We start from the raw sequence: 17,012 nt of genomic DNA on the forward strand, positions 1-17,012 counted from the left end.
CGCAGACCGGGTAAACTGCGCGCCTGTTTCTTTTCGACCGGTTGCCTCCAATGACCTTCGCCTCCCTCGGCCTGATCGAGCCGCTGCTGCGCAGCCTCGCCGGCCTCGACTACCAGACCCCGACCCCGGTGCAGAGCCAGGCGATTCCCGCCGTGCTCAAGGGCCGCGACCTGATGGCCGCGGCGCAGACCGGCACCGGCAAGACCGCCGGCTTCGCCCTGCCGCTGTTGCAGCGCCTGACCCTGGAAGGCCCGCAGGTGGCGAGCAACTCGGTGCGCGCGCTGGTGCTGGCGCCGACCCGCGAGCTGGCCGAGCAGGTGCTGCAGAGCTTCCTGGTCTACGGCCAGCACCTGCCGCTGAGCTGCTACGCGGTGTACGGCGGGGTCAGCATCAACCCGCAGATGATGAAGCTGCGCAAGGGCGTCGACGTGCTGGTGGCCACGCCGGGGCGGTTGCTCGACCTGTACCGGCAGAACGCGGTCAGGTTCAACCAGCTGCAGTGCCTGGTGCTCGACGAGGCCGACCGCATGCTCGACCTGGGTTTTGCCCGCGAGCTGGACGAGCTGTTCAGCGCGCTGCCGAAAAAGCGCCAGACCCTGCTGTTCTCCGCCACCTTCTCCGACGTTATCCGGCAGATGGCCGGCGAGCTGCTGCGCGACCCGCTGTCGGTCGAGGTCAGCCCGCGCAACGCCGCGGCCAAGAGCGTCAAGCAGTGGCTGATCCCGGTGGACAAGAAGCGCAAGGGCGAGCTGTTTCTGCACTTGTTGCAGAAAAAACGCTGGGGCCAGGTGCTGGTATTCGCCAAGACGCGCAAGGGCGTCGATCAGCTCGAACAGGAGCTGCTGGCCATCGGTGTGGCCGCCGACTCGATCCACGGCGACAAGCCGCAGCCGGCGCGCCTGCGTGCGCTGGAGCGCTTCAAGGCCGGCGAGGTGCAGGTGCTGGTGGCCACCGACGTGGCCGCGCGCGGGCTGGATATCGACGACCTGCCGCTGGTGGTCAACCTGGATCTGCCGATCAACGCCGAGGACTACGTGCACCGCATCGGCCGTACCGGCCGCGCCGGCGCCACGGGCGAGGCGATCTCGCTGGTGTGCGCCGACGAGGTGGAGCAGCTGGCGGCCATCGAGAACCTCACCCAGCAGCTGATCAAGCGCGTCGACGAGCCTGATTTCATCCCCGACCACCGCGTACCGCTGACGGCGGTTGGCGGCCAGGTGCTGAAGAAACCGAAGAAGCCCAAGCAGAAACTCATCCCCGGCGCGGCCAAGCCGGCCGGCAGGGGCAATATCCACCTCGGCCGCTGGTTCGAGGAAGAGGATGCCAAGCCCAAGGCCAAGGCGGTGCGCAAGGTGCCGAGCTTCGGCGGCAAGCCCAAGGGTGGCAAGAAGTAGGGGCGCTTATTGGAAACGCTCGCGGCCATGGCACAAGAAACCTAGAGCCGTAGCCCGGATGCAATCCGGGGCGTTGCGCCGATATGCCCCGGATTTCATCCGGGCTACAAACTGCCTCGATCGTTTTGTAGCAGCCCGCTTGCGGGCGATCGGTGCTCGCACTAAGCGGATCGTCCGCAAGCGGGCTTCTACAGCGGGATCTTCAGCCAGTCGAGCACACCCTGCGCCGCCACCCGGCCGCTGGCGAAGCAGGCGGTGAGCAGGTAGCCGCCGGTGGGCGCCTCCCAGTCGAGCATTTCGCCGGCGCAGAACACCCCGGGCAGCGCCCTGAGCATCAGGCCGTCATCGAGCGCCTCGAAGGGTACCCCGCCGGCGCTGCTGATCGCCTCGGCCAGCGGCCGTGGGCGCAGCAGGGTGAGCGGCAGCGCCTTGATCCAGGACGCCAGGGCGGGCGGATCGACGAAGGCGGCGGCCGGCGCCAGCTCGCGCAGCAGGGCGGCCTTGACGCCGTCCAGACCGGCCTGGCGCTGCAGGTGCTTGGCCATGGAGTGTTTGCCGCGCGGCTTGCCCAACGCCTGCTGCAGCTTGGCCAGCGGCGTCTGCGGCAGCAGGTCGAGGCTGATCACCGCCTGGCCCTCGGCCCCGATGGCGCGGCGAATGGCGGCAGAGAAGGCGTAGACCAGGCTGCCTTCGACGCCGCCCTCGGTGAGGACGAACTCGCCGATCCGTGCGTCCTCACCGGGCAGGCGCAGGGCGACGTTCTTCAGGGGCGCGCCGGCGAACTTGCCGCGCAGGTGCTCGCTCCAGCCGGCGACTTCGAAACCGCAGTTGCTCGGCTGCAGCGCCGCCACCTCGACGCCGCGCGCCTGCAGCAGCGTCGTCCAGGCGCCGTCGGAGCCCAGTCGCGGCCAGCTACCGCCTCCCAGAGCCAGCAGGCAGGCGTCGGCCGCGAGCCGGCGTTCGCCGTCGGCAGTGGCCAGGCGCAGGCTGCCGTCGTCGTTCCAGCCCAGCCAGCGGGTGCGGGTGTGCAGGGTCACACCGAGTTCGCGCAGGCGGCGCAGCCAGGCGCGCAGCAGCGGCGCGGCCTTCATGTCGGTGGGGAACACGCGCCCGGAGGTGCCGACGAAGGTGTCGATGCCCAGGTCGTGAATCCAGGCGCGCAGGGCGTCGGCGTCGAAGTCCTGCAGCAGCGCCGCGACTTCCCGCTGACGTTCGCCGTAGCGGCCGACAAAGGCGTCCTTCGGTTCCGAGTGGGTGATATTCATGCCGCCGACCCCGGCCAGGAGAAACTTGCGGCCCAGCGAGGGCATGGCGTCGTACAGCTCGACGCGCACCCCGGCGCGGGCCAGCACCTCGGCGGCCATCAAGCCGGCGGGGCCGCCGCCGACGATGGCGACCAGGGGAGCGGTGGGGGCAGGGATGGCGGACATGCGGCGACCGGCGGGGCGAGGAAAGGGCGCATTCTAGCGGAAGGGGCAGGGCTCGGGGGGAGCCCTGCGGCATCAGGCCAGGCGCGCGTCTAGGCTGTTCTGCGCCAGGCGTCTGGCCTGCTCCTCGCTCATGCCCAGATGCTGGTGCAGGGCGGCGAAGTTCTCGCCGACATAGCCGCCGAAGTAGGCCGGGTCGTCCGAGTTCACCGTCACCTTCACCCCGCGTTCGAGCATCTCGAGGATGTTGTGCTGGCCCATATGCTCGAACACGCACAGCTTGATGTTCGACAGCGGGCAGACGGTCAGCGGGATCTGCTCGTCGATAAGGCGCTGCATCAGCCGCTCGTCCTCGCTGGCGCGCACGCCGTGGTCGATGCGTTTGACCTTGAGCAGATCCAGCGCCTCCCAGATGTACTCGGGCGGGCCTTCCTCGCCGGCATGCGCCACCGCGTGCAGGCCTTCGCTGCGCGCCTTGGCGAACACCCGCTGGAACAGCCGGGGCGGGAAGCCTTTTTCCGAACTGTCGAGGCCGACGCCGATAAAGGCGTCGCGGAACGGCATGGCCTGTTCCAGGGTCCTGAACGCCTCTTCCTCGGGCAGGTGACGCAGGAAGCTGAGGATCAGGCCATGGCTGATGCCCAGTTGCTGCTCGCCGTCGCGCAGCGCCTGCTGGATACCGCGCAGCACCACCTCGAAGGGAATGCCGCGGTCGGTGTGGGTCTGCGGGTCGAAGAAGGGTTCGACGTGGATGACGTTCTGCGCCTTGCAGCGTTGCAGGTAGGCCCAGGTCAGGTCGTAGAAATCCTGCTCGCTGCGCAGCACGTTGGCGCCGGCGTAATACAGGTCGAGAAATTCCTGCAGGTTGTTGAAGGCATAGGCCGCGCGCAGGGCCTCGACATCGGCCCAGGGCAGGGCGATCTGGTTGCGTTCGGCCAGGGCGAACAGCAGCTCGGGCTCCAGCGAGCCCTCCAGGTGCAGGTGCAGTTCGGCCTTGGGCAGGGCGTTGAGCCATTCGGGCATGGTCGGTTCTCGTCGTCAGGCTTGCGGTGCGGCCAAGTTTAACCGCTGGGACAGGATCGCGCTGTGCCGCATGGCCCGCTGCGTAGGGTGGACTTCGCTTTTCATGTCCACCACAACGTTCGTTCCGGCTGCACGAGCGGTGGATGAAAAGAGCGTCATCCACCCTACGCTGCAATCAGCCCTGTGCCTCCTCACGCCGATAGGTATAGGTATCGGCGAAGCGTGACAGCAGGTACGCGGCGCTGGTCACCGGCGGGTACTTGGCCGGGTTGTCCGCGCTGGAGCAGTTCGGCAGGCAGTCGATCAGGGTGTCCGGGTGCGGCTCGGCGAAGAAGGGCATGGAGTAGCGATCCACCCCCAGCGGGCTGATCACCCGGTGCGGGGTGGAGGTGTAACGGTCGTTGCTCCAGCGCGCCAGCATGTCGCCGATATTGACCACGAAGCTGCCAGCGATTGGCGGCGCGTCGATCCACTGGCCGTCGCGGCTGCGCACCTGCAGGCCGCCGGCATCGTCCTGGTAGAGCAGGGTAATGCAGCCGTAATCGGTATGCGCGCCGGCGCCCTGCTGGTCACTGCTGCTGGCGGTGTGGCGCGGCGGGTAGTGAATCAGGCGCAGCACGCTGATCGGCTCATGGAAGCGCGCGTCGAAGAAGTCGTGCGCGATGTCCAGGGCCATGGCCATGGCGCGCAGCAGGGTCTTGGCCAGCACCTGCATGTCGGCGTAGTGCTGCTCCATCAGCGCGGCCCAGCCGGGTAGAGCCGGGTGGCGATTCGGCCCGCGCAGCGGTTTGCCGGCCACGACATCCGGATGATCCACCGGCATATGGAAACCCATGTCGAAGGTTTCCTTCAGGTCGCTCGGCTTGCTCGGGTCGAGCTGCTCGGTGGCGATGGCGCCATAGCCACGGTGATGAGCGGTCTGGGTGATATCGATGCTGAGTTTTTCCGCGGCCGGCAGGGCGAAGAAGCGCTTCGCCGCGCTCAGCAGGGCGTCGATGCGCTCATTGCTGATGGGGTGGCCGACGATATAGAAGAAGCCCCAGTCGCGGCAGGCGCGGTCGATCTGTTCGGCCACGGCAGGCCAGGCCGACGCGTCGTTGCTGTACAGAGGGGCGATATCGATAAGGGGTAGGCTGTGCATAAAAGCTCCGGGGGCGGTGCTGCGAGTCTTCTCGTACCCAGGGCAGCGGTACGTGGCGCCGAAGACCGGCGCCACGGGGATGCGGTTCTGCTGAGATAAACAGGGACGGCATCGGTAGTTGCAAGGCGGCGGGTGAAACCCGCCAGCCGCTTACTGCGGCAACTCGGCCTTCAGGTTTTCCACGTAGTAGTTCATCGCGGCCAGCTCGGCGTTGGTCGCGCTCACGCCTTCGGCGATGCGTACCGCGCCGCTCTGATCCTTGATCGGCCCGGTGAAGGGGTGGAAGGCGCCGCTCTTGATGTCGGCGATGATCTGCTCGGCCTCGGCCTTCACCTCACTCGGTACCAGGTCGCTGATCGGCAGCTCGATGGTGTCCTCGGCCAGGCCGCCCCAGAAGTCCTGGCTCTGCCAGTTGCCGTCGAGCACCGCCTGGGTGGATTTGACGTAGTGCGGGCCCCAGTCGTTGACTATGGAGGTGAGCACGGCCTTGGGCCCGAAGTGGGCCATGTCCGAGGCATAACCCACGGAATAGACGCCGCGCCGCTCGGCGGTCTGGATCGGCGCCGGGCTGTCGGTGTGCTGGAAGATCACGTCCACGCCCTGGTCGATCAGCGCGTTGGCGGCGTCGGATTCCTTGCCCGGATCGAACCAGGTATTGACCCACACTACCTTGATCTCGGTGCCCGGGTTGTACTTGTCCAGGGCTAGCTGGATGGCGTTGATGTCGCGGATCACCTCGGGGATGGGGAAGGAGGCGACGTAGCCGACCTTCTTGGTCTTGGTCATCTTCGCCGCGAGGAAGCCGCCGACGTAGCGCCCCTCGTAGGAGCGCGACAGGTAGGTGGCGAGGTTCTTGTCCTGCTTGTAGCCGGTGGCGTGTTCGAAGGTCACCTTGGGGAATTGCTTGGCCACCTTCAGCGTCGGGTTCATGTAGCCGAAGGAAGTGGTGAAGATCAGGTCGTAGCCGCCCTTGGCCATGTTGCGGATCACCCGCTCGGCGTCGGCGCCTTCCGGCACGTTCTCGACGAAGCTGGTGCTGACCTTGTCGCCCAGCTCCTTGATCAGCGCCTGGCGGCCCTGCTCGTGCTGGTAGGTCCAGCCGTGGTCGCCGATGGGGCCGATGTAGACGAAGCCGACCTTCAGCGGGTCGGCGGCGGAGGCGCTGAGCATGGCGCCAAAGCCCAGGGCGGCGACGAGGGTGCGCAGCAGCGGTTTCTTGCTCTTCTTGTGCATGGTGGGTGCAGCTCCAGTCTTGGTGTCGGGATGGCCGTTGGTTGGCTGATCCCCTGACTGCAAAAAGCTGACCAACAAGACAGATAGCCGTGGCGAAAGCCCTGGCGGGCAAGGGGTGGGAAGATGGCGGAGCGCTATTGGTGCGCAGGATGTGCAGGTGCTGCGTTGTGGTGCGAGATGTGGCGTCTTTGGCCGGTAGTGTGTGCCGTGCACACCGTCGTGATGCGGTGCGCACGGCTCACTGCTCGGGCGTCCTCAACCGTTGATCAGCTGCTTCGCCGCCTGACGGTGATCGGCGATCAGCTGCGCCAAGTCCAACCCCTCGATCTGCCCGTCGATGACGCGCCAGGTGCCGCCGATCATCATCCGGTCGGCGCGGTCGGCGCCGCACAGCAGCAGCGCGGAGAGCGGATCGTGGCTGCCGGAGAAGCGCAGCTCGTCGAGCTTGAACAGCGCCAGGTCGGCCTGCTTGCCCACCGCCAGTTCGCCGATATCGCTGCGCCCCAGCAATTTCGCCGAGCCCTTGCTGGCCCAGCCGAGCACGCGTTGCGGGGTGATCTGCTCGGCGCCGTAGCGCAGGCGCTGGATATACAGCGCCTGGCGCGCCTCGAGGATCATGTTCGACGCATCGTTGGAGGCCGAGCCGTCGACGCCCAGGCCCAGCGGCGCACCGGCGGCCTCCAGCTCGACACTGGGGCAGATGCCCGAGGCCAGGCGCATGTTGGAGCTGGGGCAATGGCAGATGCCGGTGCCGGCGGCGCCGAGGCGGGCGATTTCGTCAGGGTTGAAGTGGATGCCGTGAGCCAGCCAGGTGCGCGGGCCGAGCCAGCCGACGCTGTCCAGGTAATCCACAGTGCGCAGGCCGAAGCGTTGCAGGCAGAAGTCTTCCTCGTCGAGGGTTTCGGCCAGGTGGGTGTGCAGGCGCACGTCCAGTTCTTCGGCCAGTTCGGCGCTCTGGCGCATGATGGCCTGGGTCACCGAGAAGGGCGAGCAGGGCGCCAGGGCGATCTGGATCTGCGCGCCTTCGCCGCGCTGGTGATACTGGCCGATCAGGCGCTGGCTGTCCGCCAGGATCACCTCGCCCTGCTGCACCGTCTGCTGCGGCGGCAGGCCGCCGTCGGCTTCGCCCAGGCTCATCGAACCGCGGGTGAGCATGGCGCGCATACCCAGTTCGCGCACCGCCTCGACCTGTACGTCGATGGCATGCTCCAGGCCGCCGGGGAACAGGTAGTGGTGATCGGCAGCCGTGCTGCAGCCGGACAGCAGCAGCTCGGCCAGCGCCACCTTGCTGGCCAGGGCCAGTTTCTCGGGGGTGAGCCTGGCCCAGACCGGGTAGAGCGTCTTCAGCCAGGGGAACAGCGGCTGGTTGACCACTGGCGCCCAGGCGCGGGTGAGGGTCTGGTAGAAGTGATGGTGGGTATTGATCAGGCCCGGCAGCAGCACATGCTCGCGGGCATCGAAGGTTTGCTCGCAGGCTGTTGACGGCTGCTGGCCTTTGCTGAGCACTTCGGTGATGCGGCCACCCTCGATCACCAGACCGCCGGAAGCGTCCAGGTCGTTGGCGGTGAAGATGGCGAGAGGGTTCTTGATCCAGATACGGGTAGCTGCCATGAGCAGGCTCCTCTGAGGTTGATGTCAGGTAAGCCAGCTCAGTGTTGACCCTGTCTGCTGATCCAGGTGCGTCGGAATCGACGTGCGGCGCACGATAGCTGACTCTGGGGTCAGGGGCAATGTTCGGTGCGCGGCGCACCCTACCGGCCGCGCGCACCGTCATTCATCTCAATGCCCCGGCTGCCACGGCTGGCCCAGCGACACCGGTGCATACAGCCGGGTCTTGATCGCATCGCGCGAGAGCAGCACCAGCACCAGGATGGTGGCGACGTAAGGCAGCATGGCCAGCAGGTTCGACGGGATCGACAGGCCGATGCCCTGCGCCACCAGGTGGAGGATGCTGGCCAGGCCGAACAGGTAGGCGCCGAGCAGCACGCGCAGCACCCGCCAGCTGGCGAACACCACCAGCGCCAGGGCGATCCAGCCACGCCCGGCGGTCATGTTTTCCGCCCACATCGGCGTGTAGGCCAGCGACAGGTAGCCGCCCGCCAGGCCGGCCATGGCGCCGCCGAACAGCACCGCCAGGGTGCGCACGCGCAGTACCGGCAGGCCCATGGCGCTGGCGGCGTCCGGGTTCTCGCCGACGGCCTGGATGATCAGGCCGATGCGGCTTTTCAGCAGCACCCAGGCCACCAGGGCGAACAGGGCGAAGGACAGGTAGATCAGCACGTCCTGGGCGAACAGCATGCGCCCGATCAGCGGGATATCGGACAGCATTGGAATGACGATGGGCTCGAAGCCGCTCAGCGGCTTGCCGACCCAGGCGGCGCCGACGAAGGTGGACAGGCCGACGCCGAAGATGGTCAGGGCCAGGCCGGTGGCCACCTGGTTGGCGTTGAAGCCCAGTGCCACGGCAGCGAACAGCAGCGACAGCAGCATGCCGGCGGCAATCGCCAGCAGCACGCCCAGCCACAGGCTGCCGGTGCTGAAGGCGACGATAAAGCCGATCACTGCGCCGAACAGCATCATGCCTTCCTGGCCGAGGTTGAGCACGCCGCTTTTCTCGCACACCAGCTCGCCCAGGGCCACCAGCAGCAGCGGTGTGCCGGTGCGCACCATGGCGTAGAAGATATTGGTCAGCAGATCGAGATCCATGGGGATTTCCTTGGCGTTCAGGTGGTGGCTTCGGCAAGCGTTTCGCGGCGTGCCCATTTCCACTTCAGCCGTGGCCGGTAGAGGATCAGCACGTCGCAGGCCAGCAGGTAGAACAGCATCATTCCCTGGAACAGCTGGGTGATCGCCTGCGGCAGGTTGAGGTTCATCTGCGCGTTCTCGCCGCCCAGGTAGAGCAGCGCCATCAGCAGGCTGGCAGCGACGATGCCGAGCGGATTGAGGCGCCCCAGAAAGGCCACGGTGATCGCCGCGTAGCCGTAGCCGGGCGAGACCTGCGGCACCAGTTGACCGATGGGGCCGGCCACTTCGCCGACGCCGGCCAGACCGGCCAGGGCGCCGCTGACCAGCAGGGCGAACCACACCAGGCGCTTCTCGCGAAAGCCGACGAAGCCGGCGGCGCGGCTGTCCAGGCCGAGTACCTTGATCTGGAAGCCGAGAAAGCTCTTGTGCAGCAGCACCCACACCGCCACCAGGGCCAGCAGCGCCAGGTACAGGCCGCCGTGCAGGCGTCCGTCCTCGCTGACCAGCGGCAGGCGACTGGCATCGCCGAACATGGCCGACTCGGGGAAGTTGAAACCGGCCGGGTCCTTCAGCGGGCCATGCACGAAGAACAGCAGCAGGTTCAGCGCGATGTAGTTGAGCATGATGCTGGTGAGTATTTCGTTGGCGTTGAACTGCGTGCGCAACCAGGCGGTGAGCCCGGCCCAGGCCGCACCCGCGCAGGTGCCGGCCAGCACTACCCAGGCCAGCGCCCAGCGGCTGTCCCAGTCGATCAGTTGCAGGGCCATGGCGCTGCCGGCGAGGGCGCCGATCAGCAGTTGGCCTTCGGCGCCGATGTTCCAGATGCGCGCCTGGTAGGCCACCGCCAAGCCGAGGGCACAGAGCAGAATCGGCAGTGCCTTGACCAGCAGTTCGGACACGCCGTACCAGTCGCTGACCGGGGCGATCAGCAGGGTGTGCAGGGTTTCCAGCGGGTCATGGCCGAGCAGGGTGAACAGCAGCACACCGCTGACCAGGGTCAGCACGGCGGCCAGCAGCGGCGACAGCCAGAGCATGGGGCGCGACGCCTGGCCGCGCGGTTGCAGGGATAGCAGCATGACGGGCTCCGTCAGCAGGCCGCAGCGGCGGCGGGTTGATCGAATTCACCGGCCATCCAGCGGCCGACGTCTACGCTGGAGACCTGCGCGGTATCGGCCAGCGGCGACAGCCGTCCGCTGCACAGCGCGCCGATGCGGTCGCTGATCTGCAGCAGCTCGTCGAGGTCTTCGGAGATCACCAGGATCGCCGCGCCGGCATCGCGCAGGGCGATCAGCGCGCGGTGGATGGCGGCGGCCGCGCCGACGTCCACGCCCCAGGTCGGGTGCGCGGCCACCAGCAGTTTCGGGTTCTGCAGAATCTCGCGGCCGAGGATAAATTTCTGCAGATTGCCGCCGGACAGGCTGCGCGCCACGGTATCGGCATTCGGCGTCTTCACTGCGAAGCGGCGGATGATTTCCTCGGCCAGTGCGCGCACCTTGCCGCGCTGCACCAGGCCGCCCTTGACCAGGCCCTGGCCGAAGGCGGTGAGCAGGGCGTTGTCCACCAGGCTCATCTCCGGCACGGCGCCATGGCCGAGGCGTTCTGCCGGCACGAAGGCCAGGCCAAGCCCACGGCGCGCATCCGGGTGCAGATTGGCCACGGGCGCGGTATCGATGCTGACCCGCTCGCGTTCGCCACGCGGTAGGCGGGTTTCGCCGCTGAGCAGGGCGAGCAATTCGTCCTGGCCATTGCCGGCCACTCCAGCGATGCCGACGATCTCGCCGCTGCGCACCTCCAGGCGAAGGTGTTCGAGCGAGCAGCCGAACGGGTCGGGGTTGTGCCAGCTGAGGTCATCGACGCGTAGCCGTGGCAGGCCGCCGCTGACTTTCGGGTAGCTGCTTTCCAGGCCCTCGGCATCGCCGACCATCAACCGCGCCAGCTCTAGATCCGAGCACTCGGCCGGCCGGCAATGGCCGGATACGCGGCCGCCACGCAGCACAGTGGCGCTCTGGCACAGCGCGCGCACCTCGCCGAGCTTGTGGCTGATAAAGAGGATGCTGCAGCCCTCGGCGGCCAGGCGGCGCAGGGTGACGAACAGCTCGTCGGCCTCCTGCGGGGTCAGTACCGAGGTGGGCTCATCGAGGATCAAGAGTTTGATGTCCTGCATCAGGCAACGCACGATCTCCACCCGCTGGCGCTCACCGATGGACAGGCTGTGCACCAACCGGGTTGGCTCCAACGCCATGCCATAGCACTGCGACACCTCACGAATCTTCGCCTCCAGCTGCTTCGGCGTACCAGCCTGCGCGCCCTTGGCCAGGGCGATGTTCTCGGCCACGGTGAGGGTCTCGAACAGCGAGAAATGCTGGAACACCATGCCGATGCCCAGGCCGCGTGCCATGGCCGGGTCGCGCATCGCCAGTCGCTCGCCCTGCCAGCGGATTTCGCCGCTGCTGGGCTGGGTGACGCCGTAGATGATCTTCATCAGCGTGCTCTTGCCGGCGCCATTCTCGCCGAGCAGGGCGCGGATCTCACCGGGGGCGATGGTCAGGTCGATACGGTCGTTGGCCAGGCAGCCGGGGTAGCGCTTGCTGATGGCGGTCAGCTGCAGGCGTGGGGCATTGGGTGGGGCGGACATGGAAATCGCTCGTCGATAGGAGGCGAGCGGAGTCAAAGCAAAAACCTGGCCATGGAGTCAGAAAAGCCTGGCGGCGGGTTGCCTCCGTTGCCCTATCGGCGCGCGCCGCCCCGGGCTGGTGCGACGCCATGCCGCGACCAGGCGGCACGCACCAGAAGCAGGCGCGGCGGCGCCGCATGCGGCCGGTTGCCGCAGCGGCGGAAGGCCGCGTCGGGCTTGGTTATACTCCGCGCACCTAGGGAGTTGTCATGCTCGAACCCGTGCAGTTGCTGTCCGCCAGCCGCCAGAACCTCTGGCGGCTGACCCTGATCCGTATCCTCGTGCTGGCCGCCCAGGCCGGTTCGGTGGGGCTTGCCTACAAGTCGGGGATGCTGCCGCTGCCCTGGCTGGAGCTGTCGGCGACCCTCGGCGTGTCGCTGCTGCTGTGCTTGGGCACCGCCCTGCGGCTGCGTGGCCCGTGGCCGGTCACCGAGCTGGAATACGCGGTGCAGCTGGCCTGCGACCTGATCATCCACAGCGTGTTGCTGTATTACACCGGCGGCTCGACCAACCCCTTCGTCTCCTATTACCTGGTGCCGCTAACCATCGCCGCGGCGACCTTGCCGTGGCTGTTCACCATCGTCCTCGCCGGCCTGGCGCTGGCCGGCTACACCCTGCTGCTGGTGTGGACCCATCCGCTGGAGCTGCCGGCGGCGCGTGAGAGCCTGCTGGTCTACGGCATGTGGCTGAGCTTCGCCCTGTCCGCGGCGCTGATCACCTTCTTCGTCGCCAAGATGGCCGAGGAGCTGCGCCGCCAGGACGAGCTGCGCGCCGAGCGCCGCGAGGAGAGCCTGCGCGACCAGCAACTGCTGGCCGTGGCCACCCAGGCCGCCGGCGCCGCCCACGAGCTGGGCACGCCGCTGGCGACCATGAGCGTGCTGCTCAAGGAGCTGCGCCAGGAGTACCGCGACAGGCCGGCGCTGCAGGACGATCTGGCGCTGCTGCAGGAACAGGTCAAGCTGTGCAAGGACACCCTGCAGCAACTGGTGCGCGCCGCCGAGGCGGACCGGCGCCAGGCGGTGGTCGAGCAGTCCTGCGTCGAGTGGCTGGAAACCACCCTCAATCGCTGGCACCTGATGCGCCCTGAGGCCAGCTACCGCTACCAGTGCCTGGGCCGCGGCACGCCGCCGCGCTTGATGCCGCCGGCCGACCTGACCCAGGCGCTGCTCAACCTGCTCAACAACGCCGCCGACGCCTGCCCGGACAAACTCGACATCCGCCTCGACTGGGATCACCAGTGGCTGCGCCTGAGCATCCGCGACCACGGCGCCGGCGTGCCGCTGGCGATCGCCGAGCAGCTCGGCCGGCCATTCTTCACCACCAAGGGCAAGGGCTTCGGCCTCGGCCTGTTTCTCAGCCAGGCCAGCGTGACCCGTGCCGGCGGCACGGTTAAGTTGTATAACCATGAGGAAGGCGGCACCCTCACCGAACTGAAGTTGCCGCGAGCCTATGGCGTGGCCTGACAAGGAAAAACCATGAGCGACGAATCCCTGTTCGACGGCGAAGAGCAACCGCACCTGCTGCTGGTGGACGACGATCCCACCTTCACCCGCGTCATGGCCCGCGCCATGAGCCGCCGCGGCCTGCGCGTGTCCACCGCGGCCAATGCCGACGAGGGCCTGGCCCTGGCCAGGGAAGACCTGCCCGACTACGCCGTGGTCGACCTGAAGATGGAAGGCGACTCCGGCCTGGTGCTGCTGCCCAAGCTGCTCGAGCTCGATCCGGAGATGCGCGTGGTGATCCTCACCGGCTACTCCAGCATCGCCACCGCGGTGGAGGCGATCAAGCGCGGCGCGGCCAACTACCTGTGCAAGCCGGCCGACGCCGACGACGTGCTCACCGCGCTGCTCTCCGAACACGCCGACCTCGACAGCCTGGTGCCGGAAAACCCGATGTCGGTGGATCGCCTGCAGTGGGAGCATATCCAGCGCGTGCTGGCCGAGCACGAAGGCAATATCTCCGCCACCGCCCGCGCCCTCGGCATGCACCGCCGTACCCTGCAGCGCAAGTTGCAGAAGCGTCCCGTGCGGCGCTGACGCCGCTCGCCGCGCGCACCAGGCCAAGGCCCGTAGCCCGGATTGATTCCTAGCGCGTAGGGTGGGCTTTAGCCCACCAACGGTGGTCCGCGTGGGCTAAAGCCCACCCTACAAGGCTGAGTCCGCCCTGCGACTGAGGGCGTCGTAGTCCGGAGGGCGAGACGACCTGATGCTCAAGTGAAAGGCTTTACGCCTGTGGGAGGCCTTGCCTTGGCCATGGCCGAAAAATTGTTAGCCGGCTAACATAGGTCGTCATACAACCCCCGCCGGGATCGCCATGTTCGCCGTCGTCCAGCAAACCCTCGCCATCACCGCGCCGGTATTCGCCATGCTGTTTCTCGGCGTGGCGCTCAAGCGCTTGCACTGGATCGACCGCACCTTTATCGATACCGCCTCGAGCCTGGTGTTTCGCGGCACCATGCCGACCCTGTTGTTTCTCGGCATAGTCCGGGCCGATCTGGGCAGCGCCCTGCAGCCGGCGCTGCTGCTGTTCTTCGTCGCTGCCACCCTGGTGTGCTTCGTCCTGGCCTGGGGCTGGGCGATCTGGCGCATCCCCTTCGAGGATCGCGGCATCTACACCCAGGGCGCCTTTCGCGGTAACAACGGCATCGTCGGTCTGGCCCTGGCCACCAGCCTCTACGGCGACTACGGCCTGTCCCTGGGGGCGGTGCTCGGCGGGGTGGTGATCCTCTGCTACAACGTGCTCTCGGCCATCGTCCTGGCCATCTACAGCCCCGGCGCCAAGACCGGGCCGCTGGCCATCGCCAGGAGCATCCTGCGCAATCCGCTGATCATCGGCGTGTTGCTGGCGATTCCCTTCGCCTACTGGCGGATCGCGTTGCCGGACTGGCTGCTGACCTCGGCCGAGTACTTCGCGCAGATGACCCTGCCACTGGCGCTGATCTGCATCGGCGGCACCCTCAGCCTGGCCTCGCTGCGCCGCAGCAGCGGCACGGCACTGAGTTCCAGCCTGATGAAGATGGTCTGGCTGCCGCTGCTGGCAACCGCGGGCGCCTGGCTGTACGGCTTTCGCGAGGCGGATCTGGCGATCCTCTTCCTCTACTTCGCCAGCCCCACGGCGGCGGCCAGCTTCGTCATGGCCCGCGCCGTGGGCGCCAACCACGAACTGGCGGCGGCGATCATCGTGATCACCACGCTGGCGGCGGTGGTGACCACCAACATCGGGCTGTTGCTATTGCAATGGGGCGGCTGGATCTAGCGAGCGGCGGGCCGCCCGTGGGAGGGGCTGCAGCGGCGACCCTCGCTGGGTTCGCGGCTGAAGCCCCTCCCACGGCCGCATGTCCAGCTCAAGTGCTGCGCTGGTAGTCCTCGATCACTTCCTGCGCCGCGCGGAAGGCGTCGATGCTGGCCGGCACGCCGGCGTAGACCGCGCAGTGCAGCAGGGTCTCGCGGATTTCCTCCACCGTGCAGCCGTTGTTCAGCGCGCCGCGCACGTGGCCCTTGAGTTCCTGCGGGCACTTCAGCGCGGTCAGCGCGGCCAGGGTGATCAGGCTGCGGGTGGCGCGCGGCAGGCCGTCACGGGTCCACACGCCGCCCCAGGCGTGCTCGTTGACGAAGTCCTGCAGCGGCTGGGTGAACGCGGTGGCGTTGCCCTGGGCGCGCTCGACGAAGGCGTCGCCCATCACCTCGCGACGTACCTTGAGACCCTGCTCGTGGTTGTCGCTCATGTTCAGATCTCCTGGCCGCGCTGCTTGTGCCAGGCACGCACGGCGATGATCGCCAGGGTCACGGCGGTCAGCGGCAGCACGTAGCCGATCATCGCCTCGCCGAAGGTCTGGGCGAACGGCCGGCCGGTGGCGAACAGCACCAGGTAGCCGGTGTAGGCCGCGTAGTAGGCGAGGAACAGCGCGCCTTCCCAGCGGTTGATGCGGTAGCCGGCGAAGAAGATCGGCAGGCAGGCCACGGCCACCGCGATCATCACCGGGAAGTCGAAGGCCAGGGCGTTGGGCGACACGGAAATCGCCGCCGGCGCCACCAGCGAGGCCAGGCCCAGCACGCACAGCAGGTTGAAGATGTTGCTGCCGACTATGTTGCCCACGGCGATGTCGCGCTCGCCCTTGAAGGCGGCGATGATCGAGGTGGCCAGTTCCGGCAGCGAGGTTCCGACGGCGATCACGGTCAGGCCGATCACCAGCTCCGACAGACCGAGGGCGCGGGCCAGTTGCACGGCGCCTTCGACCAGCAGGTTGGAGCCGCCCACCAGCAGCACCAGGCCGGCGACGATCAGGCCCAGGTTGACCACCCAGGCATGGGGCTTGGCCGGTTCGTTCAGGCCGAATTCCTTGGCGAACTCGTCGTCTGCGCTGCCCTTGTCCTGGCGGGCGCTGTAGATCAGAAAGCCGGTGTAGGCCAGCACGCCGGCGAACAGCAGGGCGCCGTCGAGGCGGCTCAGTTCGCCGTCCCAGGCCAGGGCGAAGGTCACCAGGCTGGCGCCGATCATGATCGGCACGTCGAGGCGGATCAGCTGGCGCGAGACGATCAGCGGTGCGACCAGGGCGGTCAGGCCGAGAATCAGCAGGACGTTGGCGATGTTGCTGCCGACCACGTTGCCGATCGCCAGGTCGCCGCTGCCGTTGATCGCCGACTGCACGCTGACCGCGGTTTCTGGCGCGCTGGTGCCGAAGGCCACCACGGTCAGGCCGATGATCAGCGGCGGGATGCCGAACTGCGCGGCCAGCTTGGCGGCGCCGCGTACCAGCACTTCGGCGCCGGCGACCAGCAGCACCAGGCCGGCGATCAGGTAGACGTAGGTCATCATTGTCATTGCGGGGGCTCCGGGAAAAATGCGGCTAGTGTAGCGATGGCGTATCGCCGCGCCAGAGGGGCGGGGGCGCTATTTGTTACCAGTCCTGTTTCACTTCAGTTGCTCGACCCGCACCGGCACCACGCCGGCGCGCAGCATGCCCAGGCGTTCGGCGGCGGCGCGCGAGACGTCGATGATGCGCCCGCGCACGAAGGGGCCGCGGTCGTTGATGCGCACCACCACGCTGCGTTCGTTGCTCAGATTGGTGACCCGCACCCGGGTGCCGAACGGCAGGCTGCGGTGCGCGGCGGTCAGCGCGTGCTGGTCGAAGCGCTCGCCGCTGGCGGTCTTGCGACCATGGTGGCGGTCGCCATAGTAGGAGGCCTTGCCGGTCTCCGTGGCACCGCTACCGCTGCCGATGCCGCTGCCGAAGGTGGAGCAGCCGGCGAGCACGGCGAGCAGGCCGAGCACGACGACAGCCTGTAGCCCGGATGCAATCCGGGGGCGCAAGGATTCCCGGATTGCATCCGGGTTACAAATGAGCATCGTCTGGTTCTCCAGGTAAACGAACGCCG

At 67.7% G+C, this 17,012-nt stretch carries 15 protein-coding genes; 4 read left to right on the forward strand and 11 right to left on the reverse strand.

Annotated elements, in window-relative coordinates; genetic code table 11:
• The first annotated feature begins 50 nt into the window (after nt 1-50).
• Entirely contained in the window at nt 51-1,394 is a 1,344-nt protein-coding gene (locus ACIGFL_RS16665) for a DEAD/DEAH box helicase (RefSeq protein ID WP_397497906.1), read from the forward strand.
• Nucleotides 1,395-1,582: 188 nt separating this feature from the next.
• Here ACIGFL_RS16665 and ACIGFL_RS16670 read toward each other — a convergent pair whose 3' ends face one another.
• From ACIGFL_RS16670 to ACIGFL_RS16705, 8 genes are all read right to left on the reverse strand, one after another.
• Nucleotides 1,583-2,824 (reverse strand): TIGR03862 family flavoprotein, encoded by a 1,242-nt coding sequence (locus ACIGFL_RS16670; protein ID WP_397497907.1) that lies wholly within the window; start codon nt 2,822-2,824, stop codon nt 1,583-1,585.
• Nucleotides 2,825-2,896: 72 nt separating this feature from the next.
• Nucleotides 2,897-3,844 (reverse strand): adenosine deaminase, encoded by a 948-nt coding sequence (locus tag ACIGFL_RS16675; protein WP_397497908.1) that lies wholly within the window; start codon nt 3,842-3,844, stop codon nt 2,897-2,899.
• A gap of 175 nt (nt 3,845-4,019) precedes the next feature.
• Entirely contained in the window at nt 4,020-4,985 is a 966-nt protein-coding gene (locus ACIGFL_RS16680; protein WP_397497909.1) for a 2-oxoglutarate and iron-dependent oxygenase domain-containing protein, read from the reverse strand.
• A 150-nt stretch (nt 4,986-5,135) separates the two neighbouring features.
• On the reverse strand, nt 5,136-6,218 hold the full coding sequence (locus ACIGFL_RS16685; RefSeq protein ID WP_397497910.1) for a BMP family ABC transporter substrate-binding protein: 1,083 nt from the start codon (nt 6,216-6,218) through the stop codon (nt 5,136-5,138).
• A gap of 255 nt (nt 6,219-6,473) precedes the next feature.
• The gene (locus ACIGFL_RS16690) at nt 6,474-7,829 is read right to left on the reverse strand and encodes an 8-oxoguanine deaminase (RefSeq protein WP_397497911.1); all 1,356 of its coding nucleotides are present in this window, start codon (nt 7,827-7,829) and stop codon (nt 6,474-6,476) included.
• A 168-nt stretch (nt 7,830-7,997) separates the two neighbouring features.
• Nucleotides 7,998-8,924, reverse strand: a complete 927-nt coding sequence (locus tag ACIGFL_RS16695; protein ID WP_397497912.1) for an ABC transporter permease — start codon at nt 8,922-8,924, stop codon at nt 7,998-8,000.
• 17 nt (nt 8,925-8,941) lie between these two features.
• The gene (locus ACIGFL_RS16700; protein ID WP_397497913.1) at nt 8,942-10,039 is read right to left on the reverse strand and encodes an ABC transporter permease; all 1,098 of its coding nucleotides are present in this window, start codon (nt 10,037-10,039) and stop codon (nt 8,942-8,944) included.
• 11 nt (nt 10,040-10,050) lie between these two features.
• Nucleotides 10,051-11,598, reverse strand: coding sequence for an ABC transporter ATP-binding protein (locus ACIGFL_RS16705; protein WP_397497914.1), 1,548 nt, complete (start codon nt 11,596-11,598; stop codon nt 10,051-10,053).
• 248 nt (nt 11,599-11,846) lie between these two features.
• Between ACIGFL_RS16705 and ACIGFL_RS16710 the strand changes: the two genes are divergently transcribed.
• The 3 genes from ACIGFL_RS16710 to ACIGFL_RS16720 all read left to right on the forward strand — a co-directional run bounded on the left by ACIGFL_RS16710 (nt 11,847) and on the right by ACIGFL_RS16720 (nt 14,892).
• Nucleotides 11,847-13,100 (forward strand): ATP-binding protein, encoded by a 1,254-nt coding sequence (locus tag ACIGFL_RS16710; protein WP_021443217.1) that lies wholly within the window; start codon nt 11,847-11,849, stop codon nt 13,098-13,100.
• Between the two features lie 12 nt (nt 13,101-13,112).
• The gene (locus ACIGFL_RS16715; protein WP_021443216.1) at nt 13,113-13,673 is read left to right on the forward strand and encodes a response regulator transcription factor; all 561 of its coding nucleotides are present in this window, start codon (nt 13,113-13,115) and stop codon (nt 13,671-13,673) included.
• 277 nt (nt 13,674-13,950) lie between these two features.
• Nucleotides 13,951-14,892 (forward strand): AEC family transporter, encoded by a 942-nt coding sequence (locus tag ACIGFL_RS16720; protein ID WP_397497915.1) that lies wholly within the window; start codon nt 13,951-13,953, stop codon nt 14,890-14,892.
• Nucleotides 14,893-14,980: 88 nt separating this feature from the next.
• On the opposite strand, the gene ACIGFL_RS16725 is transcribed toward ACIGFL_RS16720, so the two are convergent.
• The 3 genes from ACIGFL_RS16725 to ACIGFL_RS16735 all read right to left on the reverse strand — a co-directional run bounded on the left by ACIGFL_RS16725 (nt 14,981) and on the right by ACIGFL_RS16735 (nt 16,983).
• The gene (locus ACIGFL_RS16725) at nt 14,981-15,361 is read right to left on the reverse strand and encodes a carboxymuconolactone decarboxylase family protein (protein WP_397497916.1); all 381 of its coding nucleotides are present in this window, start codon (nt 15,359-15,361) and stop codon (nt 14,981-14,983) included.
• Between the two features lie 2 nt (nt 15,362-15,363).
• Entirely contained in the window at nt 15,364-16,458 is a 1,095-nt protein-coding gene (locus ACIGFL_RS16730; protein ID WP_397497917.1) for a calcium/sodium antiporter, read from the reverse strand.
• 90 nt (nt 16,459-16,548) lie between these two features.
• A complete protein-coding gene (locus tag ACIGFL_RS16735; RefSeq protein WP_397497918.1) occupies nt 16,549-16,983 on the reverse strand; it encodes a septal ring lytic transglycosylase RlpA family protein in 435 nt (144 codons plus the stop codon).
• Between the last annotated feature and the right edge of the window lie 29 nt (nt 16,984-17,012).

It is taken from the genome of Pseudomonas sp. NPDC077649 (genome assembly GCF_044542855.1).
GTDB lineage: Bacteria > Pseudomonadota > Gammaproteobacteria > Pseudomonadales > Pseudomonadaceae > Aquipseudomonas.

Bases quoted from the DNA above. Each gene is read 5' to 3' on its own strand.
- ACIGFL_RS16710 (WP_021443217.1), top strand. From the start codon at position 11,847: ATGCTCGAACCCGTGCAGTTGCTGTCCGCCAGCCGCCAGAACCTCTGG.
- ACIGFL_RS16725 (WP_397497916.1), bottom strand. From the start codon at position 15,361: ATGAGCGACAACCACGAGCAGGGTCTCAAGGTACGTCGCGAGGTGATG.
- ACIGFL_RS16705 (WP_397497914.1), bottom strand. From the start codon at position 11,598: ATGTCCGCCCCACCCAATGCCCCACGCCTGCAGCTGACCGCCATCAGC.
- ACIGFL_RS16680 (WP_397497909.1), bottom strand. From the start codon at position 4,985: ATGCACAGCCTACCCCTTATCGATATCGCCCCTCTGTACAGCAACGAC.
- ACIGFL_RS16695 (WP_397497912.1), bottom strand. From the start codon at position 8,924: ATGGATCTCGATCTGCTGACCAATATCTTCTACGCCATGGTGCGCACC.
- ACIGFL_RS16735 (WP_397497918.1), bottom strand. From the start codon at position 16,983: ATGCTCATTTGTAACCCGGATGCAATCCGGGAATCCTTGCGCCCCCGG.
- ACIGFL_RS16665 (WP_397497906.1), top strand. From the start codon at position 51: ATGACCTTCGCCTCCCTCGGCCTGATCGAGCCGCTGCTGCGCAGCCTC.
- ACIGFL_RS16670 (WP_397497907.1), bottom strand. From the start codon at position 2,824: ATGTCCGCCATCCCTGCCCCCACCGCTCCCCTGGTCGCCATCGTCGGC.
- ACIGFL_RS16700 (WP_397497913.1), bottom strand. From the start codon at position 10,039: ATGCTGCTATCCCTGCAACCGCGCGGCCAGGCGTCGCGCCCCATGCTC.
- ACIGFL_RS16730 (WP_397497917.1), bottom strand. From the start codon at position 16,458: ATGACAATGATGACCTACGTCTACCTGATCGCCGGCCTGGTGCTGCTG.
- ACIGFL_RS16685 (WP_397497910.1), bottom strand. From the start codon at position 6,218: ATGCACAAGAAGAGCAAGAAACCGCTGCTGCGCACCCTCGTCGCCGCC.
- ACIGFL_RS16715 (WP_021443216.1), top strand. From the start codon at position 13,113: ATGAGCGACGAATCCCTGTTCGACGGCGAAGAGCAACCGCACCTGCTG.
- ACIGFL_RS16720 (WP_397497915.1), top strand. From the start codon at position 13,951: ATGTTCGCCGTCGTCCAGCAAACCCTCGCCATCACCGCGCCGGTATTC.
- ACIGFL_RS16690 (WP_397497911.1), bottom strand. From the start codon at position 7,829: ATGGCAGCTACCCGTATCTGGATCAAGAACCCTCTCGCCATCTTCACC.
- ACIGFL_RS16675 (WP_397497908.1), bottom strand. From the start codon at position 3,844: ATGCCCGAATGGCTCAACGCCCTGCCCAAGGCCGAACTGCACCTGCAC.